Annotated in this window: 23 protein-coding genes; 14 read left to right on the top strand and 9 right to left on the bottom strand. The window is 66.9% G+C overall.

All coding sequences use genetic code 11. The features are described 5' to 3' along the window. Nucleotides 1-17: 17 nt before the first annotated feature. Both EV216_RS18670 and EV216_RS11075 read right to left on the bottom strand, forming a co-directional pair. Entirely contained in the window at nt 18-1,109 is a 1,092-nt protein-coding gene (locus EV216_RS18670) for a DNA-binding domain-containing protein (protein WP_243642050.1), read from the bottom strand. 137 nt (nt 1,110-1,246) lie between these two features. After that, nucleotides 1,247-1,462: a hypothetical protein gene (locus tag EV216_RS11075; protein WP_132695444.1), complete on the bottom strand. Its 216-nt coding sequence runs from the start codon at nt 1,460-1,462 to the stop codon at nt 1,247-1,249. Between the two features lie 78 nt (nt 1,463-1,540). Here EV216_RS11075 and EV216_RS11070 point away from each other — a divergent pair, with 78 nt between their 5' ends. The 3 genes from EV216_RS11070 (at nt 1,541) to EV216_RS11060 (ending at nt 4,077) form a co-directional block, all read left to right on the top strand. Beyond that, entirely contained in the window at nt 1,541-1,981 is a 441-nt protein-coding gene (locus EV216_RS11070) for a hypothetical protein (RefSeq protein ID WP_132695442.1), read from the top strand. A gap of 403 nt (nt 1,982-2,384) precedes the next feature. Then, nucleotides 2,385-3,056, top strand: a complete 672-nt coding sequence (locus EV216_RS11065; RefSeq protein WP_132695440.1) for an alpha/beta hydrolase — start codon at nt 2,385-2,387, stop codon at nt 3,054-3,056. A gap of 82 nt (nt 3,057-3,138) precedes the next feature. Then, nucleotides 3,139-4,077: a cation diffusion facilitator family transporter gene (locus tag EV216_RS11060; RefSeq protein ID WP_132695438.1), complete on the top strand. Its 939-nt coding sequence runs from the start codon at nt 3,139-3,141 to the stop codon at nt 4,075-4,077. Between the two features lie 6 nt (nt 4,078-4,083). Here the strand turns inward: EV216_RS11060 and EV216_RS11055 are convergent, their stop codons facing one another. Both EV216_RS11055 and EV216_RS11050 read right to left on the bottom strand, forming a co-directional pair. Further along, a complete protein-coding gene (locus EV216_RS11055; RefSeq protein WP_132695436.1) occupies nt 4,084-5,004 on the bottom strand; it encodes a response regulator transcription factor in 921 nt (306 codons plus the stop codon). Beyond that, complete coding sequence (locus EV216_RS11050; protein WP_132695434.1) at nt 4,994-8,368, bottom strand: hybrid sensor histidine kinase/response regulator; 3,375 nt, start codon at nt 8,366-8,368, stop codon at nt 4,994-4,996. The genes EV216_RS11055 and EV216_RS11050 overlap by 11 nt, the downstream gene beginning before the upstream one ends. A 210-nt stretch (nt 8,369-8,578) precedes the next feature. Here EV216_RS11050 and urtA point away from each other — a divergent pair, with 210 nt between their 5' ends. From urtA to EV216_RS11015, 7 genes are all read left to right on the top strand, one after another. Then, entirely contained in the window at nt 8,579-9,847 is a 1,269-nt protein-coding gene (gene urtA, locus EV216_RS11045) for an urea ABC transporter substrate-binding protein (protein ID WP_132695432.1), read from the top strand. Between the two features lie 79 nt (nt 9,848-9,926). Continuing rightward, nucleotides 9,927-10,853, top strand: coding sequence for an urea ABC transporter permease subunit UrtB (gene urtB / locus EV216_RS11040; RefSeq protein ID WP_132695430.1), 927 nt, complete (start codon nt 9,927-9,929; stop codon nt 10,851-10,853). A gap of 10 nt (nt 10,854-10,863) precedes the next feature. After that, a complete protein-coding gene (gene urtC, locus EV216_RS11035) occupies nt 10,864-12,045 on the top strand; it encodes an urea ABC transporter permease subunit UrtC (protein WP_132695428.1) in 1,182 nt (393 codons plus the stop codon). A 9-nt stretch (nt 12,046-12,054) separates the two neighbouring features. Continuing rightward, nucleotides 12,055-12,804, top strand: coding sequence for an urea ABC transporter ATP-binding protein UrtD (urtD, locus tag EV216_RS11030; RefSeq protein ID WP_132695426.1), 750 nt, complete (start codon nt 12,055-12,057; stop codon nt 12,802-12,804). A 12-nt stretch (nt 12,805-12,816) separates the two neighbouring features. After that, nucleotides 12,817-13,506 (top strand): urea ABC transporter ATP-binding subunit UrtE, encoded by a 690-nt coding sequence (gene urtE / locus EV216_RS11025; RefSeq protein WP_132695424.1) that lies wholly within the window; start codon nt 12,817-12,819, stop codon nt 13,504-13,506. Between the two features lie 34 nt (nt 13,507-13,540). Further along, a complete protein-coding gene (gene fmdA, locus EV216_RS11020; RefSeq protein WP_132695422.1) occupies nt 13,541-14,770 on the top strand; it encodes a formamidase in 1,230 nt (409 codons plus the stop codon). A 55-nt stretch (nt 14,771-14,825) separates the two neighbouring features. Beyond that, on the top strand, nt 14,826-15,155 hold the full coding sequence (locus tag EV216_RS11015) for an FmdB family zinc ribbon protein (RefSeq protein WP_132695420.1): 330 nt from the start codon (nt 14,826-14,828) through the stop codon (nt 15,153-15,155). A gap of 4 nt (nt 15,156-15,159) precedes the next feature. On the opposite strand, the gene EV216_RS11010 is transcribed toward EV216_RS11015, so the two are convergent. From EV216_RS11010 to EV216_RS11000, 3 genes are read right to left on the bottom strand one after another with little or no spacing between them, the layout of a single operon-like run. Beyond that, entirely contained in the window at nt 15,160-16,029 is an 870-nt protein-coding gene (locus EV216_RS11010; RefSeq protein ID WP_132695418.1) for an NAD-dependent epimerase/dehydratase family protein, read from the bottom strand. After that, nucleotides 16,026-16,862 (bottom strand): glycosyltransferase, encoded by an 837-nt coding sequence (locus EV216_RS11005; protein ID WP_132695417.1) that lies wholly within the window; start codon nt 16,860-16,862, stop codon nt 16,026-16,028. The genes EV216_RS11010 and EV216_RS11005 overlap by 4 nt, the downstream gene beginning before the upstream one ends. Then, nucleotides 16,859-18,076: an NAD-dependent epimerase/dehydratase family protein gene (locus EV216_RS11000; RefSeq protein ID WP_132695415.1), complete on the bottom strand. Its 1,218-nt coding sequence runs from the start codon at nt 18,074-18,076 to the stop codon at nt 16,859-16,861. The genes EV216_RS11005 and EV216_RS11000 overlap by 4 nt, the downstream gene beginning before the upstream one ends. Before the next feature lie 278 nt (nt 18,077-18,354). On the opposite strand from EV216_RS11000, the gene EV216_RS10995 reads away from it, so the two are divergent. Next, nucleotides 18,355-19,995 (top strand): tetrathionate reductase family octaheme c-type cytochrome, encoded by a 1,641-nt coding sequence (locus EV216_RS10995; RefSeq protein ID WP_132695414.1) that lies wholly within the window; start codon nt 18,355-18,357, stop codon nt 19,993-19,995. After that, nucleotides 19,988-20,707, top strand: a complete 720-nt coding sequence (locus EV216_RS10990) for a cytochrome b/b6 domain-containing protein (protein WP_132695413.1) — start codon at nt 19,988-19,990, stop codon at nt 20,705-20,707. Before EV216_RS10995 ends, EV216_RS10990 begins: the two co-directional genes overlap by 8 nt. Nucleotides 20,708-20,779: 72 nt before the next feature. On the opposite strand, the gene mepK is transcribed toward EV216_RS10990, so the two are convergent. Continuing rightward, entirely contained in the window at nt 20,780-21,340 is a 561-nt protein-coding gene (mepK, locus tag EV216_RS10985; protein ID WP_132695455.1) for a peptidoglycan L,D-endopeptidase MepK, read from the bottom strand. A gap of 107 nt (nt 21,341-21,447) precedes the next feature. After that, the gene (locus EV216_RS18290; RefSeq protein ID WP_165899223.1) at nt 21,448-21,759 is read right to left on the bottom strand and encodes a hypothetical protein; all 312 of its coding nucleotides are present in this window, start codon (nt 21,757-21,759) and stop codon (nt 21,448-21,450) included. On the opposite strand from EV216_RS18290, the gene EV216_RS10980 reads away from it, so the two are divergent. Continuing rightward, a complete protein-coding gene (locus EV216_RS10980; RefSeq protein WP_207893997.1) occupies nt 21,676-23,283 on the top strand; it encodes a L,D-transpeptidase family protein in 1,608 nt (535 codons plus the stop codon). The two genes, EV216_RS18290 and EV216_RS10980, sit on opposite strands and share 84 nt — an antisense overlap. Nucleotides 23,284-23,342: 59 nt before the next feature. Beyond that, nucleotides 23,343-24,434 (top strand): UDP-3-O-(3-hydroxymyristoyl)glucosamine N-acyltransferase, encoded by a 1,092-nt coding sequence (gene lpxD / locus EV216_RS10975; protein WP_132695412.1) that lies wholly within the window; start codon nt 23,343-23,345, stop codon nt 24,432-24,434. Nucleotide 24,435: the final 1 nt, after the last annotated feature.

Here is a 24,435-nt window from a genome sequence, read left to right as displayed (position 1 = left end):
CTGCGACAGGGCGCGGCTCATGCGTCCCCCCATCGGGCGGGCGAGGGCCGGTAGGGGGCGCGCTTCAGCCAGGAGCGCACGGCCGTGTCGCTGGCGTGCAGCGTGCGGGCAATGTCGGCGACCGGGCACCCCTCATGCGCGAGGCAGGCAGCCAGCCAGGGCTTGGCCAGCGGCACGCGGCGGGGAAGTTCGGCCGCGCCCAGCGCGCGGGCGAGGTCCACCCCGACGAGTTGCACCACGCGCGCGCGCTCGGTCGGGTGCGCGGCCATGTAGAGGTCGGCCCCGCCAAAGGTCAGCAGGAAGTGCACCGCCAGCGCCGAGCCGAGGATATCGACATAGGGGGCGATAAGGGCGGGCGCCCTTGGATAGGTCCAGCCGTTCTTCTGGACGCGGCCCCAGCGGTCCACCGCAACCGGGCTGTAGATCAGCCCGGACAGGTAGAGCTGTCGCGCCGTCGCCTTGCGCGTCACCCGCGCGGCCAGCCCGTCGCGGAACACCTGGTCATGGGAGCGGCCCTGCGCCGCCCCGGCTCGCGGTTGTGCCGCGCGATCTCGCGGCGGATTGCCGCCTCGGCATCCGCCACCGGCATCGGCACCACGGTCGGGGAAGGCGAGCTTCCCGGCGCGTGCCCGGCATATGCCCCCTTGAACTCGGGTCGGCCACGCCCAGCCCCTGCGCCGGGCAACGTCGCGTGTGTCTTTCCACGCCTGCCGGAGCGGCCGCTCGCCGTTGGCTTTCTTCGATGCGGTCGGGAAGAACCGCCACGCCTCGGCCGAGACCTCGGCCGAGGCCGCCTTGCCCTTGTAGCCCGGCACCAGCGCCGGGGCAGAGTTGATCGGGTCCACCCCTTTGACGGCCGTCAGACGCCGCTTCATCGGGGAACCGCTCGGACATGAGGCCCGCCGCCCTTTCGGGGCGATGCCATTCCGGATCAGCGAGACCAGGAGCCGCGCCATCGCCGCCTTCCGCTCGGCCCGCCCGCGCAGCGAGGGCGACGCCTCCATGAACGCCGCATGCGCCGCCTCGTCATAGGTGCCGGGCTCAAGGTGCAGATCGCCGCAGGTCTTGCGCAGCCGGGCCAGCCGCTCGGGCTCGGGGAGGTCGGACAACCGAACCGCGTGCGGCTTGCGCCCATCGCCTTCAACGACGTGAATGGCAATTCCCCGTTTCCGGAACCAACGGTCGGCCGGGATTCGATGCGCCGGAATGCGGCCAGGCCCAAGGGCGGCAGGCACCGGAATTGCGGTCATTCCCGCACTCCCGCCGCGGCAAGGACGCGCTCCACGACCTGTTTGGCTTTCGGGCCGGTCCACTGGCCCGGCAGGGCCTTGTCGACATTCTGCCGCGCCAATCCTTGGCTCGCACTCCATGCGGTCAGGCTGGACCCCTTGGCGATGAAGCCCGCCCTGATCCGCCCATGGCGCATCTTCAGGTGAGCGGGCATGCTCTTTACATCGGCCATGACAGGCGGCGCCTTTACTCTGCATGCAAAGAATGCACGCTGCATACAAGGAGGCCAGGAGGCTTCACGCAAAGCGCGGTGGATGCCACGATTGCGGGACTTCGCGCGGCGGCGAATGCGAAGAACGAAGCCGAGCTGGCCAGGATGCCCGGTATCGACCAGAGCACGATATCGTCGTGGCGCTCGCGTGGGCGGGTGCCGCAGTGCTTCGTCAAGATGCTTGAGGCGGGCGATAAGGGGCCGGGATCGGCAACGCCTCAAGTCTGGGGGGAGTTGCAGGACAGGGCCGCATCGGTCGCGCTCGTGCGCTTCACCCTTCTTCGGCAGGAGCTGGCCCGCAGCCACGATGTTGACCGCGCGCTCGCGGTGTTCCTCGATATGCGGCCGTTCCGGCCGGTCCTTCATCGAGCCGTCCACGAGCTTCGCTTGAAGATGGAGGCACTTCCTGTGGACCTGGCCGCCGCCCAGGCGCTGATCATGCAGGAGGACCTGCGCGCCCCCGACGCCACGGCGCGTTGAGGATCAGCTGGCCCAGGACTTCGCTGACAACCCGTGGCTTGGTGACTGGCAATAGATCGTGCGTCATGCGCGTTTTTGCGCATGATCCCTGCAAGACCCCATTGCTTTCATTGGGTTTTTCTACTGCAAGATTGCGCGTTTCGCCCCGTCCCCGGCCCCGATCCCGCCCAGCGGCATCAAACCTTGCGACCCAGCCCCATCACAACCCACTGAAAAGGCGTGCCATCTTTTCGCCCCGGCATCAAACCACCTGAACCGCGTCACGGGGGGCGGCCCCCCCTGCGCCGGGTCGCCTTGCGCAGCAAGGCGAAACCCGTCACCGCAAAGGTCCCGCGCGGCTCGGCCGTTGCGGCCGCGCCGCTTTGGGTCTAGACCCGGACCGCCAGACAGCGGAGGGTTTGACGTGACACGGGTACTCGAGGCGGGCCGCGCCGGCGCTGCGAAGGACGAGGCGGATCGGCTGGTGATCTTCCTGCATGGCTATGGCGCCAACGGGGCCGATCTTCTGGGCCTTGCCGAGCCGCTTGCGCCGCACATGCCGCGCACCGCCTTCCTCGCCCCCGATGCGCCGGAAAGCTGCGCGGGCGTGCCCTTCGGCCATCAATGGTTCCCGATCCCCTGGATCGACGGCTCGACCGAGGAACAGAGCCGCGAGGGCATGCTGCGCGCGGCGGACGACCTGAACGCCTGGCTCGATTCGGTAGCGCGGGACGAGGGGATCGGGCCGCGCCAGACGGTTCTGTTCGGCTTTTCGCAGGGCACGATGATGGCGCTGCATGTGGGCGCGCGCCGTGCGCCGCCCTGTGCCGGGATCGTGGGTTTCTCGGGTCGGCTGCTGGCGCCGGAATTGCTGGAGGACGAGATGGTGGCCCGCCCGCCGGTGCTGCTGGTGCATGGCGATGCCGATGACGTGGTCCCGATCGAGGCGCTTCCCGAGGCGGGCAATGCGCTGAGCGCGGCCGGGTTCGACGTATTTGCCCATGTGATGAAGGGCACCGGCCACGGCATCGCCCCCGACGGGCTGAGCGTGGCGCTGGCCTTCATGCGCGACCGGCTGATGATCGACCCGGGCTGAGCGCGGGCAGATCCGCCTTGAACCCGGTCGCGCTTTGGGCGGAAATCGCGGCTACGTTGCGTCGCGACCCGGAGCCTGACCGATGCCCCACGATCACCATGGACACGCTCATCTCGACCCGACCAGCGGCGACCGGCGGGTGGCGCTGGCGATCTGGGCGAACGGTCTTCTGACGCTGGCGCAGATCGTGGGCGGGATCGTCTCGGGCAGCCTCGCGCTGATCGCGGATGCGGTGCACAATTTCTCGGACATGGCGGCGCTGGTGATCGCCTTTGCCGCGCGCAAGCTCGCGCGACGTCCGGCCGATGCGGCGATGACCTTCGGCTATGGCCGGATCGAGATCGTCGCCGCGCTTATCAACTATACCACGCTGATCCTGGTGGGCCTGTTCCTGATCTACGAGGGCGTGATGCGCCTTTTCGACCCGCCCGAGATCGGCGGCTGGATCGTAGTGATCGTGGCCGGGGTGGCGCTGGCGGTCGATGCGCTGACCGCGGCGCTGACCTTCTCGATGCAGCGCCACAGCGTCAATATCCGCGCGCTCTTCCTGCACAACCTGACCGATGCGCTGGCCTCGATCGCGGTGATCCTGGGCGGTGTGCTGATCCTGCTTTACGACTGGCGCATCGTCGATCCGCTTGTGACCATCGGCATCGCGCTCTACATCCTGTGGCTGGCGCTGCGCGAGATCGGCGGGCCGATCCGCATGCTGATGCTGGGCAGCCCCGATCATATAGACAATGCCGAAGTGTTCGCCGCGATGCGCGGCATCGCGGGGGTGGCCGGGCTGCACCATGTCCATCTGTGGCAGATGCAGGAGCATGAGGTGGGGCTCGATTGCCATGTGGTGCTGACCGCATCGGGCTGGGCCGCGCAAGAGGAGGTCCGGGCCGAGATCAAGCGGCTGCTCGCGGCGCGGTTCGGGATCGGCCATTCCACGCTGGAATTCGAGCATGCGGACCGCGCCAATGGCGCCGCCGCCACCTATGGCTGCGCCGATTGCAGCGCAGGCGGGGGCTGAGCGCGCTCAGGCGTTCAGCAGCCGGTCGGCGATCACCGCGGCCGAGGTTCGGTTGTCCACGCCCATCTTGTGGAACACCTGTTCCAGGTGCTTGTTCACCGTGCGCGCGCTGAGATCCAGGATCTCGGCGATGTCGCGATTGGTCTTGCCGCGGGTCAGCCAGAACAGCACCTCGGCCTCTCGGTCGGTCAGGCCGAAGGCCTGCGCCAGTTGCGCCTCGTTCTCGCCCTCGCCATGGCGGCGGATGCGCACCATCACCTCGCCGGGATTCTGGCCCAGATAGCGCAGCGCGAGCCCCGCGCCCGCAAAGGGCGGCGCGCTGGAGATCGGCTGTTCGGCCAGCCCCGCCAGCCAGCGCGCCAGCGCGGGCAGGGCACGGCCCTCGGCCACCAGCGCGCGGCCCTCGGGGCTTTCCAGCAGCGCCAGCGCCCCGGGCGAGCCCCAGGCCAGCCGCCCGTCCGGCGCAAAGGCCAGCACGCTCTGGCCCGCCTGTTCCAGCGCGGATCGGGCCGAGGCGACGGCGCGGGCGTTCAGCACATGGGTGATGATCCGCGCGATCAGCTCGTCCACCACCACGGGCTTGGTGATGTAATCCACCCCGCCCGCGCGCAGCCCGTTCAGGATATGTTCGGACTCCGTCAGCCCGGTCATGAAGATCACCGGCGCAGGTTCGGGCCGCGGCCCGGATTTCAGGATGCGGCAGGTCTCGAACCCGTCCATGCCGGGCATCATCGCATCCATCAGGATCACGTCGGGCCGCACCCGGCGCGCCAGCTCGATCCCCTCGGGCCCCGAGCGCGCGACCAGCACCGTCATGCCGTTATCCTCCAGCGCCGCCGAGATCAGCCCCAGCGTCTCGGGCGCGTCGTCGATCACCAGCGCGATCGAGCGGGCGGGCAGGACCGGGGGATAGGTCTCAGGCAGCATCGCGGGTCATCTCCTTGAGCAGGCGCACGATCCCGGCCATGTCGAACTCGGCCAGCCGGTCGCGCAGCCGCGCCAGCGTCGCGGCATCGAGCAGGCCCGCCGCTTCCAGCGCGTCAAGCTCGCGGCGCACGCCCGCGGCATGGCCGATCCCGGCCAGCCCCTGCAACCGCGTCAGCGTCTCGGGCGCGATGTCGGGCAGCGCGGCGGCCTCGGGCGCGGTCTCGGCCGCGTGGCGGTCCTCGAAGACCAGGTCGATCTTCATCAGGTCCGCCAGCCGCACCAGCACGTCGCGCAGCGAATAGGGCTTGACCACGAAGGCATCGTAAAGCCCCTCGCGGTCGACCGGCATCCGCGCCTCCAGCGCGTGGCCGGTCACCATCACGATGGGCGTGGCGCGGTGGTCGGGCCGCGCGCGCAGGCGCTGCGCCAGTTGCCAGCCATCCATCCCCGGCATGTCGATGTCCAGCAGGAACAGGTCCGGCGCGCAATCGTCCAGGATGCCCAGCGCGGTTTCTGCATCGGGCACGGTCTGCACCAGGAACCCCATCGGCCGCAGCACGGTATCGAGTAGCCGCAGATGGTCCAGATCGTCATCGACCGCCATGATCGTCCGGCGCGGCCCCAGATAGCCGCGCGCCTTCAGTCGCTCGGGCGCGGGCGAGGCGGCGCGGGGCTGGTCGGCCTCGGGCAGGACCGAGGGCAGCATCAGCCGGACGCGAAAGGTCGTGCCCTCGCCCGGGGCGCTGTCCACGGTGATCTCGCCGCCCAGGATCTCGACCAGCAGCCGCGTGATCGTCAGCCCCAGCCCCGAGCCCGAGCTGCCGCCCTTGGGCGAGAGCCGCTCGAACGGCTTCCAGATCCGCTCGAACTGGTCGGGCGCGATGCCGATGCCGGTATCGCTGACCTCGATCACCGCAACCTCGTTGCGATAGCGCACGCTCAGTGCGACCGAGCCGCGCTCGGTATAGGCGATGGCGTTGGACAGCAGGTTGATCAGGATCTGGCGCAGCCGCTTCTCGTCGAAATCGACCCATTCGGGCAGGTTGTCGGCAGTGCGGATGCCGAAATCCAGCCCCTTCTCGCGGGCCGGCCCCTCGAAGATCGCCGCGATCTGGCGCAACAGCATCGGCAGGTTGATCCGGTCGCGATGAATCTCCAGCCGCCCGGCCTCGATCTTCGAGATGTCCAGCAGGTTCTCGATCAGCCCCGCCAGGTGCTCGGACCCGCGCCGGATCGTGCGCACCGCGTCGCGCCGTGCCGCGGGGATGTCGGCAGAGTTCTCCAGCACCTGGGCAAAGCCGTAGATCGCGTTCAGCGGCGTGCGCAATTCATGGCTGATCCCGGCCATGTAGCGCGTCTTGGCCAGGTTCGCGGCCTCGGCCTTGTCCTTTTCCTTCTGCAATTGCGCGTCCGTGCGCTCATGCGCGCGGATCTCGCGCAAAAGCCGCTGGGTCTGCAGGTCGGCCTCGTCGCGGGCCTTGTTCTGGCTTTCGATGGCCAGGATCAGCGTCCAGGCGATCACCCCGATCACCACAAGCGCGGTGCAGAAGATCACCGTCAGCACCGCGTCCAGGTCGGGGCTGCCCGCATGGGCCCGGACCAGAAGCAGAAGCCCCCCGATGATCGCCGCCGGAATCGCGGTGCCGATCACGAAGACCGACAGCCGCGACATCAGCGCCCGTGCCACCGGATCGGGCAGGGCGGCATGCAGCATCCGCACCACCATCGCGTCGAACCGGCCATGCGGCTTGCAGCCGTCCCGGCAGGAACTGTCCAGCGTGCAGCACAGCGAACAGATCGGCCCGGCATAGAACGGGCAATGGGTCATGTCCTCGGCATCGAAGCGGTATTCGCAGATCGAGCACGCACAGGTCGCCCCGGCCTCGTGCCGACGACCCGTCGTCTCGGGCAGGGGGCGGGCGATGTAGAACCGCCCCCCCGTGGCCCAGGCGATCACCGGCGCCATGGCAAAGGCGGTGAACAGCGCGATGAAGGCCGACAGCGCCTCGGCCGTCTCGCCCATCAGCCCGCCATGGGCGACAAAGGCGATCACCACCGCGCCGCCCATCGCCCCCATGCCGACCGGGTTGATGTCGTAAAGATGCGCGCGGCGGAACTCGATCCCCCGCGGGCTCAGGCCCAGCGGCTTGTTGACCACCAGATCCGCGGTCAGCGCCCCGATCCAGGCCAGCGCGACATGGGAATAGAGGCCAAGGATATGCTCCAGCGCCCCGAACACGCCCAGTTCCATCAGCATCAGCGCGATGGCGACGTTGAACACCAGCCAAACCACGCGGCCCGGATGGGAATGGGTCAGCCGCGAGAAGAAGTTCGACCAGGCGATCGACCCCGCATAGGCATTGGTCACGTTGATCTTGAGCTGGCTCAGGATCACGAAGGCCCCGGTCAGCGCCAGCGCCAGCGCGGGCGAGGCCAGCACCTGTTCGAAGGCGGTCAGATACATCCGCGTCGGATCGGTCGCGTCCTTCGCGGGCACGCCCGCGGCGACCACCAGCGTCACCAGGAACGAGCCCGCCAGCATCTTGGCCACCCCGAGGATCGACCAGCCCGGCCCCGCGGCCAGCAGCGCCGCCCACCATTTGCGCCGCTCGGCCCGGGTCTTCGGCTCGGGCAGGAAGCGCAGGAAATCCACCTGCTCGCCGATCTGCGCGATCAGCGACAGCGCCACGCCCGAGGCCGCGCCGATCATCAGGATGGTGGCGCCGTCCTTGCCATGGACGCCGTCGAACCCGGTCCAGACGCCCAGATCCGTCCCCGCCCAGGCCAGAAAGGCAAAGGGCATCAGGTGCAGAACGATCCAGAACGGCTGGGTCCAGGTCTGGAAGACCGAGATCTTGGAAAACCCGTTCACCACCAGCGGGATCACGATCAGCGCCGACAGGATGTAGCCGACCGAAACGGGTATCCCGAAACACAGATCCAGCGCCAGCGCCAGGATCGCGGCCTCGAGCGCGAAGAAGATGAAGGTGAAGCTGGCATAGATCAGCGAGGTCACCGTCGAGCCGATATAGCCGAACCCCGCGCCGCGGGTCAGCAGGTCGATATCGACCCCGTAGCGCGCGGCGTAATAGCTGATCGGCAGGCCGGTCAGGAACAGCACCGCGCCCACCAGCATGATCGCGATGATCGCCGCGTCAAAGCCGTAGGTCAGCGTGATCGCGCCGCCGATCGCCTCCAGCGCCAGGAACGAGATCGAGCCGAGCGCCGTGTTCGCGACGCGCGCGTGGCTCCAGCGCCGCGCGCGGCGCGCGGTGAAGCGCAGCGCGAAATCCTCCATCGTCTCGTTGGCGACCCAGCGGTTATAGCTGCGCCGCCCGCCGGTCGCGCTGAACGGAACCTGCATGTTCCCTGTCATTCCATCGTTCCCCGACCGCCCGGGCATCGCCCGGCGGCCACCCACCGCAAGGGATGATAGGTGGAAAAACGCGCAGTCCCATACGTCATTCGACGTATACTGCGCCGCGGCATTCTCTGCGAGCCTTCAGGTCACGGGCGGGGATCACACCCGCCGCTCTCCCACACACGGACCAGTCTGACCTGACAAGGAGGCGAGATGACCGATTTTTCCAAACCCAAGACGCCGGGCATGAGCCGGCGCGCCGTTCTGGCCGGCGGTGCCGCGCTGACCGCGTCGCTGTTCGCACCCAGGGGGCTGCGCGCCCAGGACTTCCCGACCGCGGCGGTCAACACCACCGGTCTGGCCGTCACCGACAGCACGGTGACCATCGGCATCCTGCATTCGGTGACCGGCACCATGGCGATCTCGGAAACCGGCTCGGTCCAGGCCGAGAAGCTGGCCATCGAGCAGATCAACGCGATGGGCGGCGTGCTCGGCCGCAAGATCCAGTTCATCCAGGAAGACGGCGCCTCGGACTGGCCGACCTTTGCCGAAAAGGCGCGCAAGCTTCTGGTCAACGACAAGGTGGCGTCCGTCATGGGCTGCTGGACCTCGGCCAGCCGCAAGGCGGTGCTGCCGGTCTTCGAGCAGCATAACGGCATGCTCTACTACCCGACCTTCTACGAGGGTCTCGAACAGTCGCCGAACGTGATCTACACGGGCCAGGAAGCGACGCAGCAGATCATCGCGGGGCTGGACTGGGTCAACCAGACCAAGGGCGCGAAAAGCTTCTACCTGCTGGGCTCGGACTATATCTGGCCGCGCACCTCGAACAAGATCGCCCGCAAGCATATCGAGAACTTCATGGAGGGCTGCGAGGTCGTGGGCGAGGAATACTACCCGCTCGGCCACACGCAGTTCAACTCGGTCATCAACAAGATCAAGCTGCGCAAGCCCGACGTGATCTATGCCATCGTCGTCGGCGGCTCGAACGTGGCCTTCTACAAGCAGCTCAAGGCCGCGGGCATCGACCCGACCAAGGAATCGCCCATCGTCCTGACGATTTCCGTCACCGAGGACGAGATCCGCGGCATCGGCGGCGAGAATGTCGAAGGCTCCTATGCCTGCATGAAATACTTCCAGTCGCTCGACAACCCCAACAACATCGAATTCGTCAAGGCGTTCAAGGATATGTGGGGCGCCGACATGGTGATCGGCGACGTGACGCAGGCGGCCTATCTGGGTCCGTGGCTGTGGAAGGCGGCGGTCGAGGCGGCGGGCAGCTTCGATATCGACAAGGTGCGCGAGGCCAGCCCCGGCATCGAGCTTCCGACCGCGCCCGAAGGCTATGTCAAGATCCACGAGAACCATCACCTGTGGTCCAAGACGCGCGTCGGGCGCGCCCGCATGGACGGCCAGTATGACGTGGTCTTCGAGACCGCCGACCTGGTCGAGCCCAACCCGTTCCCGGAAGGCTACCAGTAAGCGGCAGCCGCGCGGCCCGGCCAGGTTCCCTCCGGCCGGGCCGCGTTTCCCTTACCTTCCCCTGTCTGGAGGACTTCCGATGTTTGCCGGATATTCCGCGGGCGAGCTTACCGCGATCTTCGCGATGCAGGGCTTCGCCGGTCTGATACTCTTCTCGGTCTTCGTGCTGATGGCGCTGGGTCTGGCGATCATCTTCGGCCAGATGGGCGTGATCAACATGGCGCATGGGGAATTCATGATCCTCGGCGCCTATGTCACCTACCTGGTGTCGAACACCTTTGCCACGCATCTGCCCGATCTGTTCTCGATCTATTTCTTCGTCGCGATGGCGCTGGCCTTCCTCGCCTCGGGCGCGCTGGGGATGCTGGTGGAATGGGGGCTGATACGCCATCTCTACCGACGCCCGCTCGATACGCTGCTGGCGACCTGGGGGCTGAGCCTGATCCTTCAGCAGATATACCGCTCGGTCTTCGGCGCGCGCGAGGTGGGCGTCACGGTCCCGAACTGGATGATGGGCTCGCTGCCGCTGACCGACATGATCGAGGTGCCGATCAACGGGCTTTTCGTCATGGCGCTGGCGGTCGGGATCTCGGTGGCGATCTATGCGCTTATGTTCCGCTCGCGCTGGGGCCGGCAGGTGCGCGCGATCAACCAGAACCGGGTGATGGCGGGCGCGGTCGGCATCAACACCGAACGCACCGACCGGCTGACCTTCGGCATCGGCTGCGGCATCGCGGGCGTGGCGGGCTCGGCCTTCACGATGATCGGCTCGACCGGGCCGACCTCGGGACAGCTTTACATCGTCGATACCTTCCTCGTGGTCGTCTTCGGCGGCGCGGGCAGCATTCTGGGCACGATCGCCTCGGCCTTCACGATCAGCCAGGCGCAATCCGTCCTCGAATTCTTCCTCTCGGGCTCGATGGCCAAGGTCATCACGCTTCTGGTGGTCGTCGGCATCCTGATGCTGCGCCCGCAGGGCCTGTTCGCCCTGAAACTCCGCAAGTGAGGGAAGACCAATGCAAATCGACCGCAAGACCCGCTTCCTGACCCGCGAAGAGGCGATCTATTTCGGCCTCCTTGCCGCGGTGATCTTCCTCATCCTGCCGCTGGCGCTGGACAGCTTCCGGCTCAACCTCTTCGGCAAGTACCTGACATATGCCTTCGTCGCCATCGGCCTCGTCCTCTGCTGGGGGGCGGGGGGCATCCTCAGCCTCGGGCAGGGGGTGTTCTTCGGGCTGGGCGGCTATGCCATGGCGATGTTCCTGAAACTCGAGGCCTCGACCCCCGAGGCGACCGCGATCCAGTCCACGCCCGGCATCCCCGACTTCATGGACTGGAACCAGATCACCGCGCTGCCCTGGTGGTGGGAGCCGTTCAACTCGCTCGCCTTCAGCCTGATCGCGGTGGTGATCGTGCCGGTGGCCTTCGCCTTCATCATCGGGGTCGCGATGTTCCGCCGCCGGGTGGGGGGCGTCTATTTCGCGATCATCACCCAGGCCATCGCCGCGATCCTGACCATCCTCATCATCGGCCAGCAGGGCTTTACCGGCGGGGTCAACGGCATCACCGACCTGCGCACGCTCAAGGGCTGGGACATCCGCACCGACGAGGCCAAGGAAATCCTCTACTTCGTCAACGCGGTCCTGCTGTTCGCCTGCCTCTTTGCCGCGCAATATGTCCGCCGCTCGAAACTGGGCCGCCTCCTGATCGCCATGCGCGACCAGGAGGACCGGGTCCGCTTCTCGGGCTATGACGTGGCCAGCTTCAAGATCTTCGTCTTCTGCCTGGGCGCGGCCTTTGCCGGGATCGGCGGCGCGATGTTCACCCTTCAGGTCGGCTTCATGTCGCCCACGCTGGTCGGCATCGTGCCCTCGATCGAGATGGTGATCTTCGCCGCCGTGGGGGGGCGCCTGTCGATCCTGGGCGCGGTCTATGGTACGCTTCTGGTCAACTGGGCCAAGACCACGCTTTCGGAAAGTTTCCCCGAGCTCTGGCTCCTGGGTCTCGGCGCGCTGTTCATCGCGGTCGTGATGTTCTTTCCGAACGGCCTTGCCGGGCTCTGGTCCGAACAGGTCATGCCGCGCCTGCGCAAGCTGTTCGCCGGTCGCGGGGCAGGGGCCAGGCCCCCCGCCGCGCCCGTCCCCGCCAATTCCGCATCGGCCCCGGACAGCCCGGCGGCCAAGGCCGCAGCCGAGTGAGGTGATCCCATGTCAATTCATCAGACCAGTTTCGTCCTGTCGGTCGAGGATCTGACGGTCTCCTTCGACGGGTTCAAGGCGGTGGACGGGCTGACCTTCTATGTCGAACCAAATGAATGCCGGGTGATGATCGGGCCGAACGGTGCGGGCAAGACCACGGTTCTGGATCTGATCTGCGGCCGGACCAGGGCCACCGGCGGGTCGGTCAGGTTCAAGGACCAGGAACTTCTGACCATGCGCGAGGACCAGATCGTTCTGGCGGGCGTGGGCCGCAAGTTCCAGACGCCCTCGGTCTACGAGGATCTCAGCGTCTTCGAGAATCTGGAACTCAGCTTTCCGCGCGGGCATGGCGTCTTCGGCTCGCTGTTCTTTCGCCGCGATGCCGAGGTCAAGGACCGCATCCAGGAAATCGCCGAGACGATCTTCCTGGCCGACCTGCTGGACGAAAAGGCCGCCTTTCTGAGCCATGGCCAGAAGCAATGGCTGGAGATCGGGATGCTGCTGATCCAGGACCCCGAACTTCTGATGCTGGACGAACCTGTTGCCGGCATGTCGGTGGCCGAGCGCAAGAAGACCGCAGAGCTTCTGAACCGCATCATCGACCACCGCTCGGTCATCGTGATCGAGCATGACATGGGCTTTGTCGAGGACATCGCGACCCGCGTCACCGTCCTGCACCAGGGCAAGACCCTGTCCGAGGGCAAGATGGACAAGGTCAAGAACGATCCCAAGGTCATCGAAGTCTATCTGGGCCATTGAGGAGGGCGAAAGATGCTGAACGTCACCGACCTGCATGCCGCCTATGGCCAGTCGGAAATCCTGCACGGGCTGCACCTGAACGTCGCGCCGGGCGAGATCGTCGCGATCATGGGTCGCAACGGCATGGGCAAGACCACGCTGATGAAGACGCTGATGGGCATCGTGCCGGCCACCGGCGGCAGCGTGCGCGTGGGCGAGACCGAGGTCACGGGGCTGAAATCGCACCAGCGCGTGGCCAGCGGCATCGGCTATGTGCCGCAGGGGCGGATGATCTTTTCCGCCATGACGGTGCAGGAAAACGTCGAGACCGGCCTGACCGTCACCGGAAAGAAGGAGGTGCCGGGCGACATCTACGAGCTGTTTCCGGTGCTTCTGGAGATGAAGTCCCGCCGCGGCGGCAACCTGTCGGGCGGCCAGCAGCAGCAGCTTGCGATTGCCCGCGCGCTGGCCTCCGACCCCAAGGTGCTTCTGCTCGATGAGCCGACCGAGGGCATCCAGCCCAACATCATCCGCGACATGGCCCGCACCCTGCGCCGCATCCGCGACCAGCGCGGCCTGTCCATCGTCGTCTCGGAACAGGTGCTCAGCTTCGCCCTCGACGTGGCCGACCGCGTGATGGTGATCGAGAACGGCCGCTTCGTCCATGACAGCCCGCGCGACGGGATCGACGAGGCCAAGGTCTCGAAATTCCTGTCCGTCTGAACCTTCAACCCTGGCAGCAAGAGAGGACAACGCCATGGCAGACACCCTCATCTCGGTGAATCTCGGCGAAAGCCCGCACACGAACGAGTGCGTGCACAACCGCTGGCATCCCGACATCCCCATCGCCGTCTGGGTCGAACCCGGCGACGATTTCAAGATCGAAACCTATGACTGGACCGGCGGCCAGATCGCCAACAACGATGACGCGGCCGATGTGCGCGACGTGGAACTGGAACAGGTGCATTACCTGTCCGGCCCCATCGGCGTCAAAGGGGCCCAGCCCGGCGACCTGCTGGTGGTCGAGATCCTCGATATCGGCGCCAAGGACGAGATGCTCTGGGGCTTCAACGGCTTCTTCTCCAAGAAGAATGGCGGCGGCTTCCTGACCGAGCATTTCCCCGAGGCGCAGAAGTCGATCTGGGATTTCCACGGCATGTTCACCTCGTCGCGCCATGTGCCGGGGGTGAAATATGCAGGTCTCATCCATCCCGGCCTGATCGGCTGCCTGCCCGACCGCAAGATGCTGGACATGTGGAACGCCCGCGAAAAGGCGCTGGTCGATACCGACCCGGCCCGCGTGCCCCCCTTGGCCGCGCTGCCCAACACCCAGTCGGCCCATATGGGCAAGCTGAAGGGCGAGGCCCGCGACAAGGCCGCCGCCGAGGGCGCCCGCACCGTGCCGCCCCGCGAGCATGGCGGGAATTGCGACATCAAGGATCTCAGCCGCGGCTGCAAGATCTACTTCCCCGTCTATGTCGACGGCGCGGGCCTTTCGATGGGCGATTTGCATTTCAGCCAGGGCGATGGCGAGATCACCTTCTGCGGCGCCATCGAGATGGCGGGCTGGCTGCACCTGAAGGTCGATCTCATCAAGGACGGCGTGGCGAAATACGGGATCAGGAACCCGATCTTCAAACCTTCGCCCATCACGCCGAAATATGACGACTACCTGATCTTCGAGGGGATCTCGGTCGACGAACAGGGCAAGCAGCATTACCTGGACGTCCATATAGCCTATCGCCAGGCCTGCCTCAACGCCATCGAATACCTCAAGAAATTCGGCTATACCGGCGCGCAGGCCTACGCGATCCTCGGCACCGCGCCGGTGCAGGGGCATATCTCGGGCGTGGTGGACATTCCCAATGCCTGCGCGACCCTCTGGCTGCCGACCGACATCTTCGATTTCGACATCAAGCCGGGCAGCGCGGGGCCGACCAAGTTCCTCGACGGTTCGGTGGACGTGCCGCTGGCGCCCGATCTGTGACATGGCCCGGGGCCGCGGCGCGCGTCGCGGCCCCCGTTCCCCGCGGGAGAGAGAGATGCCCTATTACGATTACTGCTGCGCCGATTGCGGCCCCTTCACCGGCTTTGCCGCCATGGCCGATTACGACAAGCCCACCGCCTGTCCCGAATGCGGCGGGACCGCGGCGCGCGCGATCTTCACGCCGCCCAAGCTGGCCATCGTCGGCGCCGCCACCCGCAAGGCGCATGAGACCAACGAGCGCGCAAGGCACGAACCCAAACGTTCGGGCCACGGGCCGGGCTGCGGCTGCTGTTCGGGCGGGGCCAAGAAGAACAGCGGCACGCTGCACCGCCCGGACGGATCGAAAAGCTTCCCGGCCAAGCGGCCCTGGATGATCTCGCACTGAGCGTTTACTGCAAGGCGGGCAGCGTGGCGCGCAACTGCGCCATCCCCCCCGGCCGCCAGCCCAGCATCCGCGCCCGGTCCCAGCGTAGCACGGCAAGCTGCGCCTCGCTTTCCGGCGGCAGCGGATGGCCGATCCCCTCGGCCTCGGCCAGCAGCGCCAGCAGGTCGCGCCGATCCAGCAGGATGTCCGACAGGTTCACCGCCCGCCCCGCCACCATCGCCGCCGGGGCCGTCCGGATCAGCCGCGCCGCGGCGGCCAGATCCGCGCCGTGCAGTTCGGTGCCCCGGCGCGGCGCGATGGGGCGGCCCGCGCGGAAATCGTCGAACAGATCCGCCCATTTGTGCCGCTGCCCCGGCCCCGGCGGCCCATAGACCCCCGTCGCGCGCAGCGAAACCGGCACGAAGCCGGGACCGGCCATCGTGAACAGCGCGTCCTCGGCCCGCGCCTTGACCACGCCGTAAAGCGTGTCGGGCTTGGCGCCCAGATCGTCGGTCAGGTCCGCCCCCGCAGGCCAGCCGCCATGCACCGCCCGGCTCGACAGGAACAGCAGATGCCGCACGCCCGAGGCCCGCGCCGCCTCGAACAGCGCGACCGACCCCGCCAGATTGGCCGCGACGAACCCCTCGGGGTCGTCCCCCTCGCCGCCGCGATAGCGCCCCGGCACATGGGCAAAGGCGCAATGGATCACCGCCTCGATCCCCGCAAGATCGGGCCGGTCGCCCAGTTCATAGGCCAGATGCGCGACCGGGCCGGAAAAGAAGCCGGGCGCGGGCGGGCGGCGGGTCAGCACGGTGACCGCCTCGCCCGCCGCCAGCGCCTCTTCCACGAAGAAACGCCCGACCAACCCCGTCGCGCCGGTGACGGCCAGGCTCATGCGGCAGGGCCGGGCAGGGTGGCGGGATCGGGAATGTCCTCGCCCCGCTCATGGGCGCGCCACAGCTCGATCAGCGGGCGCAGGCGGTCGGCCTTGGCATGGTCCTGCCAAGGCTTTTCGTACTGGAAATGCAGCACCCTGATATCCGCCCAGGACCACAGGTCGGGCAGGTTGAACCAGACATATTGCAGCATGTTGTCGAAGACCGGCAGCCCGTGCCAGTCGGGAAAGAACTCCTGAAGAAAGCTCTGGTCCGTGCGCCGCCAGAACGCGCCGGGCGCATCCAGACGGGCCAGCATCCGGTAAAAGGTCTCGGGGTTCGGCCGCGCGGTGAAGACGCCCGAATTCATCCGGTGGAAATCGCCCAGGCTTTCATAGACATTCGGGGCCGCGCAGAACTCGGGGTAATGGAACAGCCGGTCGATATTGCGCAGCACCAGCGTGTCGGCATCCAGGAACACCACCCGTTCATAGTCAAGCTGCCAGAGCCGCAGCTTGCAGAAATTGTCCAGGGGCGTGTGGAAGGCAGGCTTTTCCCCCTTGGTGAAGGGGGCAAGGCCGTGGATGCGGTCCCTGGCATGGGCGGCGTTGAACGCGTCCGAGGTCGGCAAAAGGTCGATCTCGACCAGCCGCGCCCCCAGATCGGCCAGCGGCGCCAGCGCCGCCGCGCCGACCCCGCCGGTATGCAGAACGCATATCTCGGCAGGCGTCGCCGTCACCTGAAGGGATCGCACCAACGCCTTGGCCCCCAACGCGAAATCCGCGTTGGTGACCAGCGTGACATAGGCAAATGGCCCGCACGCCGGGGCCGCGGGCCGCAGCCCCTCGGTCACGACACCGACTTCAGCTTCTTGCCCTCGACATCATGCACGACGCGGGAGGCAATGTCCCTGGTCCAGGCCGAGACGCAGGGCACGCGCGAGCGATCGACCCGATGGGCGAACTTGCGGGCGATCTCGACCACCTCTTCCAGCAGACCTTCCTGCAAGGTGATCGGCTTCAGCCCCAGATCGAGGAAATGGTCGTTCTTCACCACCAGCTCGTTCTCGGCGGCCTCTTTCCGCGGGTTCGGCAGGTAGGCGATCCGGGCGCCGGTCATCCGGGCCACCAGCTCGGCCAGGTCGCGCACCCGGTGGGTTTCCGTCATCTGGTTGAAGATCTTGACCCGCTCGCCCGCCTCGGGCGCATCGCCCAGCGCCAGTTCGACACAGCGCACCGTGTCCTGGATATGGATGAAGGCCCGCGTCTGCCCGCCCGTGCCATGCACCGTCAGCGGATAGTCGATGGCGGCCTGGGCCAGGAACCGGTTCAGCACCGTGCCGTAATCGCCGTCATAGTCGAAACGGTTGACCAGCTGCGGGTGGCGCCTTGTCTGGTCGGTGTTGGTGCCCCAGACGATGCCCTGGTGCAGGTCGGTGATGCGGACGCCGTCGTTCTGGGCGTAGAACTGGAACAGGATCTGATCCAGCGACTTGGTCATGTGATAGACCGAGCCGGGCCGCGTGGGATACAGGATCTCCATCCCCTTCGCGCCCTCGGGCGTGTCGATGGCGACATCCAGATAGCCCTCGGGGATCGGTGCGCCGATCGTCGAATAACCATAGACCCCCATCGTGCCCAGATGCACCAGATGCGCGTCGATGCCGGTTTCCACCATCGCGACCAGCAGGTTGTGGGTCGCGTTGATGTTGTTGTCGACGGTATAGATCTTGTGCCGGTCCGAGATCATCGAATAGGGCGCGGCGCGCTGTTCGGCGAAATGGATCACCGCATCGGGGCGTTCCTCGGCCAGCCAGTCGCGCAGGCGGTAATATTCGCGGGCCAGGTCGATCAGGTGAAACCGGATCGTCTGCCCCGAGACCTCTTTCCACACCCGGCAGCGTTCCTGGATCGAATCCATCGGCGTCAGCGACTGCACGCCGAGTTCGGCGTCGATCCAGCGGCGGCTGAGATTGTCGAGGATATGGACCTCATGGCCCAGCTCGGACAGGTGCAGAGAGGTCGGCCAACCGCAGAAACCGTCGCCGCCAAGAACCGCTATCTTCATCGACTCCTCCTTTCGGAACCGAGGGGGGGCGGGCGCGGATGACGCTCCCGCACAGGTGGTTTCACGCGGGCCTTTTCCAACTTTCATTTGAAGCTTTTGTGTCACGGCCCCCGCCTGTGCGGATCTGGCCACAAATGCGGCGCGTTTTCCAGCCCCGCCGCCCCTGCGACCGCGTGTCCCTTGTTGTAACGATTATAAGATGTTTCAGAGAATCATATTTGGTTCTATGTATACCTTGGGATACACGAGTCGCGCCCGGCGCGGCGGGAGGAGCGGACATGGGTGGATACAGCCTTCGCGCGGTCGCGCTTGCGTTGGGTCTGGGGCTGGTCTGGGCTTTCGGGGCGGCCGCACAGGGCCAGGCCCCGCAACTGTCGCAAAGCACCACGGACCATTCCAAGCTCAAGGAATTGCAGAAGGATTTCGCCTCCGGCCCCGAGGTGACGGCGGCCTGCCTGTCCTGCCACACCGAGGCCGCGACGCAGGTCAAGCACTCGATCCACTGGAAATGGGAATTCGAGAATCCCTCGACCGGCCAGATCCTCGGCAAGAGCCATGTGGTGAACTCGTTCTGCGGCACCGTCGCCTCGAACGAGGCGCGCTGCACCTCCTGCCACACCGGCTATGGCTGGACCGACATGAGCGCCCCTCCGCCGAGCGAGGCGTCGGCGGTCGATTGCCTGGTCTGCCACGACACCTCGGGCCAATACACCAAGCTCGACTCGGCCGCCGGCCACCCGCCGCTCGAGGCGAAGGGCAAGACCATCACCGGTGCGGACGCCTGGGCGGTGGACCTGAAGAAGGCCGCGCAAAGCGTGGGCGCGCCCGGGCGCGAGAATTGCGGCTCCTGCCATTTCTACGGCGGCGGCGGGGACAACGTGAAACATGGCGATCTCAGTTCCGCCCTGTTCCATCCCGGCCTTGATGTCGATGTCCACATGTCGGCCGAGGGCGAGAATTTCACCTGTTCGACCTGCCACCATTCCGACCGGCACATCTTCGCGGGCTCGCGCTATGACGTGCACGCGATGGACACCGAGGGTACCGGCAAGCCCGGCCAGATCCGCCAGGACGTCGCCACCTGCGAGAGCTGCCACGGCACCGCGCCGCACAAGGCGCTGTCGGTCACTGGCATGAAGCTGAACGACCATGTCGACCGCATCGCCTGCCAGACCTGCCACATCCCCAGCTTCGCCCGGGGCGGGGTGGCGACCAAGACCGGCTGGGACTGGTCGACCGCGGGCCGGATGGATGCGGACGGCAAGCCCGCGCATGAGGAGAACTATGTCCAGGGCGACGGCAAGGCGCTGCACACCTATCTCGCCACCAAGGGCGATTTCGAATGGGGCGAGAATGTCGTGCCGCATTACGCCTGGTTCAACGGCCAGGTCGAATACACCCTCACCGACAAGGTGATCGACCCGACCCAGGTGGTCGAGATCAACCGCATCGAGGGCAGCCCGGACGACGGCCGGTCGAGGATCTGGCCCTTCAAGCGGATGGAGGGGCGACAGGCTTATGACGCGGGCCTGAACCATCTGGCCTATGCCAATGTCTGGGGCCCCACGACCGACACCGCCTACTGGACGAATTTCGACTGGGCCAAGGCGATCGAGGCGGGGATGGCGGCCGCGGGCAAGGAGTATTCGGGGCAATACGGGTTCGTCGATACCCATATGTACTGGCCCATCACCCATATGGTCGCGCCCGCAAGCGATGCGGTCGACTGCCGCGAATGCCACGCCCCGCAGGGTCGCATGGCGGGGATCGCGGGCGTCTACCTGCCCGGCTCGAACCCGACCAGCCCGGGCGCCCTGATCGGCATCGCCTTCTTCCTCGCGATGGCCTCGGGCGTGCTGCTTCACACGGTGCTGCGGATCATCACCCGCGGCGGAAAGGGAGGGAAGACCCATGACTGACGACGCCGTGAAACCTCCCGCGCCGTTCGAACGCGGGCTCACGCCATGCCCCGACTGCGCCGAACGCGAGGTGCTGATCTATCCCCGCTTCGAGCGGCTCTGGCACTGGTCGCAGGCGGGGTCCATCGTGATCCTGATGTTCACCGGGCTGGGCATGAACGGCGTGCACGGGCTGATCAGCTTCGAACTGGCGGTGCGGCTGCACACGATCGTCGCGCTGGCGCTGCTGCTCTTGTGGGTCTTTGCCACCTTCTGGCTGGTCACGACGGGCAGCTGGAAGGTGTTCCTGCCGCGCGTGCTGGGCCTTTTCGCGGTGGCGCGCTACTATGCCTATGGCGTCTTCAAGGGCGAACACCATCCCTACCAGAAAAGCCTCGCGCAGCGGCTGAACCCGCTTCAGGCGCTGGCCTATTCCGCACTGAAGACCGTGGTCTTCCCGCTGGTCTGGGGCACGGGGCTGGTCTACCTGACCTACAATTTCTGGGAAACCCTGCCCAACGCGCCCTTCCTGCTGGAGGTCGTGGCCAATATCCACCTGGCGGTCGCCTATATCGTGTCGGGCTTCGTGATCCTGCACATCTATCTTCTGACCATCGGCCATTCCTTCCGCGACGGCGTGCGCCCGATGATCACCGGCACCGAGAAGGTCGCCCTGACCCCCGAGCAGGAAGCCTATCTCGAACGGCACGAAACCTGGCGGCTGGTCGACTGAAAGGCCCGCGCCCCTAAACGCGAAAAGGCGCCCCGCGGGGCGCCTTGTTCGTTCCGTCTCGGCGGTCTGGCCTCAGCGGCCCCAGGTGCGCACCGGGCCGCAATCCATATGCACGAAATTCGAGCCGGAATAGCTTCCGACGCCGCCCGCACTGCACGCGCTTGCCGCCCGCGCCATCTGGCCCACCGACCGGCTCTTCAGCCGCAGGTCCGCGGCCTGACCCTTCATGTGCAGCGAGTTCTTGGCCACCCCGCCCGAACGCGAGCGCAGCATCGCGTTGGTCTGCGGGCTGCGATAGCCCGACAGCAGCATGTAGGGCTCGTCCACATCCAGCAGCCTGTGCGCCGCCGTCATGATGTCGAGATTGCGCAGATCCATCGAGATCGTCTGGCCGTTCCGCCAGTCGCGCATGAAGTGGTTCAGTTCCTTGACCGCTTCGTTGATGTACTGGCCTTCGATCCAGTAGATCGTGTCGATGCTTTCGCCGGTGCGCCCTGAATACATGCGGATCCGCCGGATGTCGCCCGCGCCGCGAAGGACGCCGAAGGCATTTGCGAAAGTCGGTGCCGCCACAACGGTGGTGGCTGCGAACGCGGCCAGAAGGCCACGGCGCGAGATGCCGTTCCGGGTCATGTTCATGCTTTCTCCGCCCGCCCCAGTTTCGTTCCAATGCCGCGATTTCACGGCGTTTTTTTCCTCGGACCAGTCGTTCCGACCCAAAGCGTCTATCGCATATTTGCCTATTTGCGCCAAGCATCGATTCGACGCAGACAGCCGCGCTGTGGCAAACCGGCAAGAACTTGCTCATAATTGGGGTTTAGTTTGGTTTCTTGCCGACCGCTGGAATCCTGCAACAGGGGGCGCGTTCCCGATGCAAGGCTGTGGATTTCCATGTGGACAGACTGGATGGATTGGCCGAAGGTAACTGCCATATGCGCGACCGGAAAGCCTGACAGGGGAATGGTTTGATGCGTCTTGTTGATCTGCGACGCGGTATGCTGGCCGCCGCCGCGGCGGCCCTTTTGGGCCTGGCCGGTCCGCAGCCGTCCCATGCGGCCATGGACCAGGCCGCCTTCCGCCAGGCCGTGGCCGAGGCGGCGTCGGACGACGCGGCCGTCGCCGCCTTCTACCGCGACCGCGACTATGCCGCCTTCTGGACAACGGCCGAGGCCGCGGAGCGGCGCGCCGCGCTTCTGACCGCCCTGGCGCAGGCGCCCGATCACGGTCTGCCCGCCACGCGGCACGATCCCCATGCGCTGATCGCCGCCTTCCGCGAGGCGCGCACGCTGCGCGATATCGGCCGGGCCGAGGTGATGGCGACGCGCATGTTCCTCTCCTATGCCCGCGACATCGGCTCGGGCGTGATCGACCCGCGCCGCGTGGTCACCGATATCAAGCGCCAGATCGACCGGCCCGACCCGACCGACCTGCTGGCCGGTCTGGCCGCGGCCGACAATCCCGGCGCATTCCTGCGTGGGCTCGCCCCGCGCAGCCCCGAATATGCCCGCCTCCTGCGCGAGAAGACGCGCCTCGAACGGCGCATCGCCGAGGGCGGGTGGGGTCCGCGCGTGCCATCCGGCACGCTGCGCCCGGGCCAGACCGGCGAGTCTGTCGTCGCGCTGCGCAACCGCATGATCGCCATGGGCTATCTCGCCCGGTCCGCCGCCGCCAGCTATGACGCGGCGCTGCAAAAGGCGGTGCAGGCGTTCCAGTTCGATCACGGGCTGGAACCCGACGGCGTCGCCGGTGCGGGCACCGTGGACGAGATCAACATCGCCCCCGAGGACAGGCTGAAATCCATCCTTGTCGCGATGGAACGCGAGCGCTGGCTGGGCAATGACCGCGGCGATCGGCATGTGCTGGTCAACATCACCGATTTCCACGCCCGCATCATCGACGCGGGCGAGGTGGTGTTCCAGACCCGCTCGGTCGTGGGCAAGAACGTAAACGACCAGCGCACGCCCGAGTTTTCGGACGTGATGGATCACATGGTCATCAACCCGTCCTGGCATGTCCCGCGCTCGATCACCGTCAAGGAATACCTGCCCAAGATGCAGGCCAACCCGAACGCGCATGGCTATCTGCAACTGGTGGATTCGCGTGGCCGGGTGGTCAGCCGCGGCGCGGTCGATTTCTCGAACTACACCGCACGCACCTTCCCCTTCGCCCTCAAGCAGCCGCCCTCGCAGGCCAATGCGCTGGGGCTGGTGAAGTTCATGTTCCCCAACCCCTACAACATCTACCTGCACGACACGCCGTCGAAATCGCTGTTCGCGCGCGAGGTGCGCACGTTCAGCCATGGCTGCATCCGTCTGGGCGATCCGTTCGACTTCGCCTATGCGCTGCTTGCCGCCCAGACCGACGACCCCAAGGGCTTCTTCGCCGCGCGGCTGGCCTCGGGCCGCGAGACGCGGGTTGATCTGGAACAACCGCTGCCGATCCACATCATCTACCGCACCGCCATCGCCGATCCCGCGGGGGGCATGCAGTATCGCCGCGATGTCTATGGCCGTGACGCGGCGATTTTCGATGCGTTGCAGGCCGCCGGGGTGGCGCTCGCCCCGGTTCGGGGGTAAATCGCGACCCGACAGGACCGGAGGGTGCAGGCTGCGCCGGTCACGGGCAGGGGGTCGGCATGGCGTTCACACTCGACCAGATCGCGACCGCGCTCGGCGCGCGTCTCGAAGGCGACGGATCGCTGACGATCACGCGCGCCGCGGAACCGGCCGAGGCCGGGCCCGACGCGCTGGCCCTCGCGATGAAGCCCGACTATGCCGAGGGGCTGGCCCGCGGCGGCGCACAGGCCGCGATCCTGTGGGACGGTGCCGACTGGCGCGCGCTGGGGCTGCGCGCGGCGCTGTTCGTGCCGCGCCCGCGCTATGCGCTCTCGGGCCTGACCCGCCTGATGGATCCCGGACCCGAGATCGCGCCGGGCATCCATCCCTCCGCCGTGATCGACCCCGACGCCCGGATCGGCGACGGCGCCGCGATCGGCCCGCTCGTCGTCATCGGCCCCCGCGCCGAGATCGGCCCCCGCGCGCGCATCGCCGCCCATGCCGCAATCGCCGAAGAGGCCCGCATCGGCGCGGATGCGCTGATCCTGGCGGGCGTCAGGATCGGCGCGCGCGTCACGCTGGGCGACCGGGTGATCGTGCAACCCGGCGCGGTGATCGGCGCCGACGGGTTCTCCTTCGTCACGCCCGAGAAATCCGCCGTCGAGAACGTGCGCGCCACGCTGGGCGATGCGGGCGCGGCGGGCGCGCAGAGTTGGACGCGCATCCATTCGCTGGGCAGCGTGACCATCGGCGACGATGTCGAGATCGGCGCCAACAGCTGCATCGACCGCGGCACGATCCGCGACACCGTGATCGGCGCGGGCACCAAGCTCGACAACCTCGTCCATGTCGGCCACAACGTCCGGATCGGCCGCGACTGCCTGCTCTGCGGGCAGGTCGGCATTGCGGGCTCGGTGCGGATCGGCGACCGGGTGGTGTTCGCCGGCCAGGTGGGCGTCAATGACAACATCTTTATCGGCGACGACGTGATCGCGGGCGGCGCGACCAAGATCTTCACCAACGCGCCCGCGGGCCGAGTTCTGCTGGGTTATCCCGCGATGCGCATGGACGCCCATGTCGAGGCATACAAGGGCCTGCGCCGCTTGCCGCGGCTTTTCGCGCAGGTGGCTGCATTGCAGAAAGCGGTTTCAAAGCTGTCGCGAAGCGACTAGA

Source organism: Rhodovulum steppense, from assembly GCF_004339675.1.
In the GTDB taxonomy this organism is placed as follows: Bacteria; Pseudomonadota; Alphaproteobacteria; order Rhodobacterales; family Rhodobacteraceae; genus Rhodovulum; species Rhodovulum steppense.
The sequence above is the reverse complement of the archived record's forward strand: the minus strand, read 5'-3'. Positions and strand labels throughout refer to the sequence as shown.

Coding starts and splice junctions, on each gene's coding strand:
- EV216_RS11050 (WP_132695434.1), bottom strand. CDS start 8,368: ATGCAGGTTCCGTTCAGCGCGACCGGCGGGCGGCGCAGCTATAACCGC.
- EV216_RS18290 (WP_165899223.1), bottom strand. CDS start 21,759: ATGGGACGGCTGCGGACCGGCCAGGCCCAAAAGGGCCGCCGCGGCGGC.
- EV216_RS10990 (WP_132695413.1), top strand. CDS start 19,988: ATGACTGACGACGCCGTGAAACCTCCCGCGCCGTTCGAACGCGGGCTC.
- EV216_RS11075 (WP_132695444.1), bottom strand. CDS start 1,462: ATGGCCGATGTAAAGAGCATGCCCGCTCACCTGAAGATGCGCCATGGG.
- EV216_RS11000 (WP_132695415.1), bottom strand. CDS start 18,076: ATGAAGATAGCGGTTCTTGGCGGCGACGGTTTCTGCGGTTGGCCGACC.
- lpxD (WP_132695412.1), top strand. CDS start 23,343: ATGGCGTTCACACTCGACCAGATCGCGACCGCGCTCGGCGCGCGTCTC.
- urtC (WP_132695428.1), top strand. CDS start 10,864: ATGCAAATCGACCGCAAGACCCGCTTCCTGACCCGCGAAGAGGCGATC.
- EV216_RS11010 (WP_132695418.1), bottom strand. CDS start 16,029: ATGAGCCTGGCCGTCACCGGCGCGACGGGGTTGGTCGGGCGTTTCTTC.
- EV216_RS11015 (WP_132695420.1), top strand. CDS start 14,826: ATGCCCTATTACGATTACTGCTGCGCCGATTGCGGCCCCTTCACCGGC.
- mepK (WP_132695455.1), bottom strand. CDS start 21,340: ATGACCCGGAACGGCATCTCGCGCCGTGGCCTTCTGGCCGCGTTCGCA.
- fmdA (WP_132695422.1), top strand. CDS start 13,541: ATGGCAGACACCCTCATCTCGGTGAATCTCGGCGAAAGCCCGCACACG.
- EV216_RS10980 (WP_207893997.1), top strand. CDS start 21,676: ATGCGTCTTGTTGATCTGCGACGCGGTATGCTGGCCGCCGCCGCGGCG.
- urtA (WP_132695432.1), top strand. CDS start 8,579: ATGACCGATTTTTCCAAACCCAAGACGCCGGGCATGAGCCGGCGCGCC.
- EV216_RS10995 (WP_132695414.1), top strand. CDS start 18,355: ATGGGTGGATACAGCCTTCGCGCGGTCGCGCTTGCGTTGGGTCTGGGG.
- urtE (WP_132695424.1), top strand. CDS start 12,817: ATGCTGAACGTCACCGACCTGCATGCCGCCTATGGCCAGTCGGAAATC.
- urtB (WP_132695430.1), top strand. CDS start 9,927: ATGTTTGCCGGATATTCCGCGGGCGAGCTTACCGCGATCTTCGCGATG.
- urtD (WP_132695426.1), top strand. CDS start 12,055: ATGTCAATTCATCAGACCAGTTTCGTCCTGTCGGTCGAGGATCTGACG.
- EV216_RS11055 (WP_132695436.1), bottom strand. CDS start 5,004: ATGCTGCCTGAGACCTATCCCCCGGTCCTGCCCGCCCGCTCGATCGCG.
- EV216_RS11060 (WP_132695438.1), top strand. CDS start 3,139: ATGCCCCACGATCACCATGGACACGCTCATCTCGACCCGACCAGCGGC.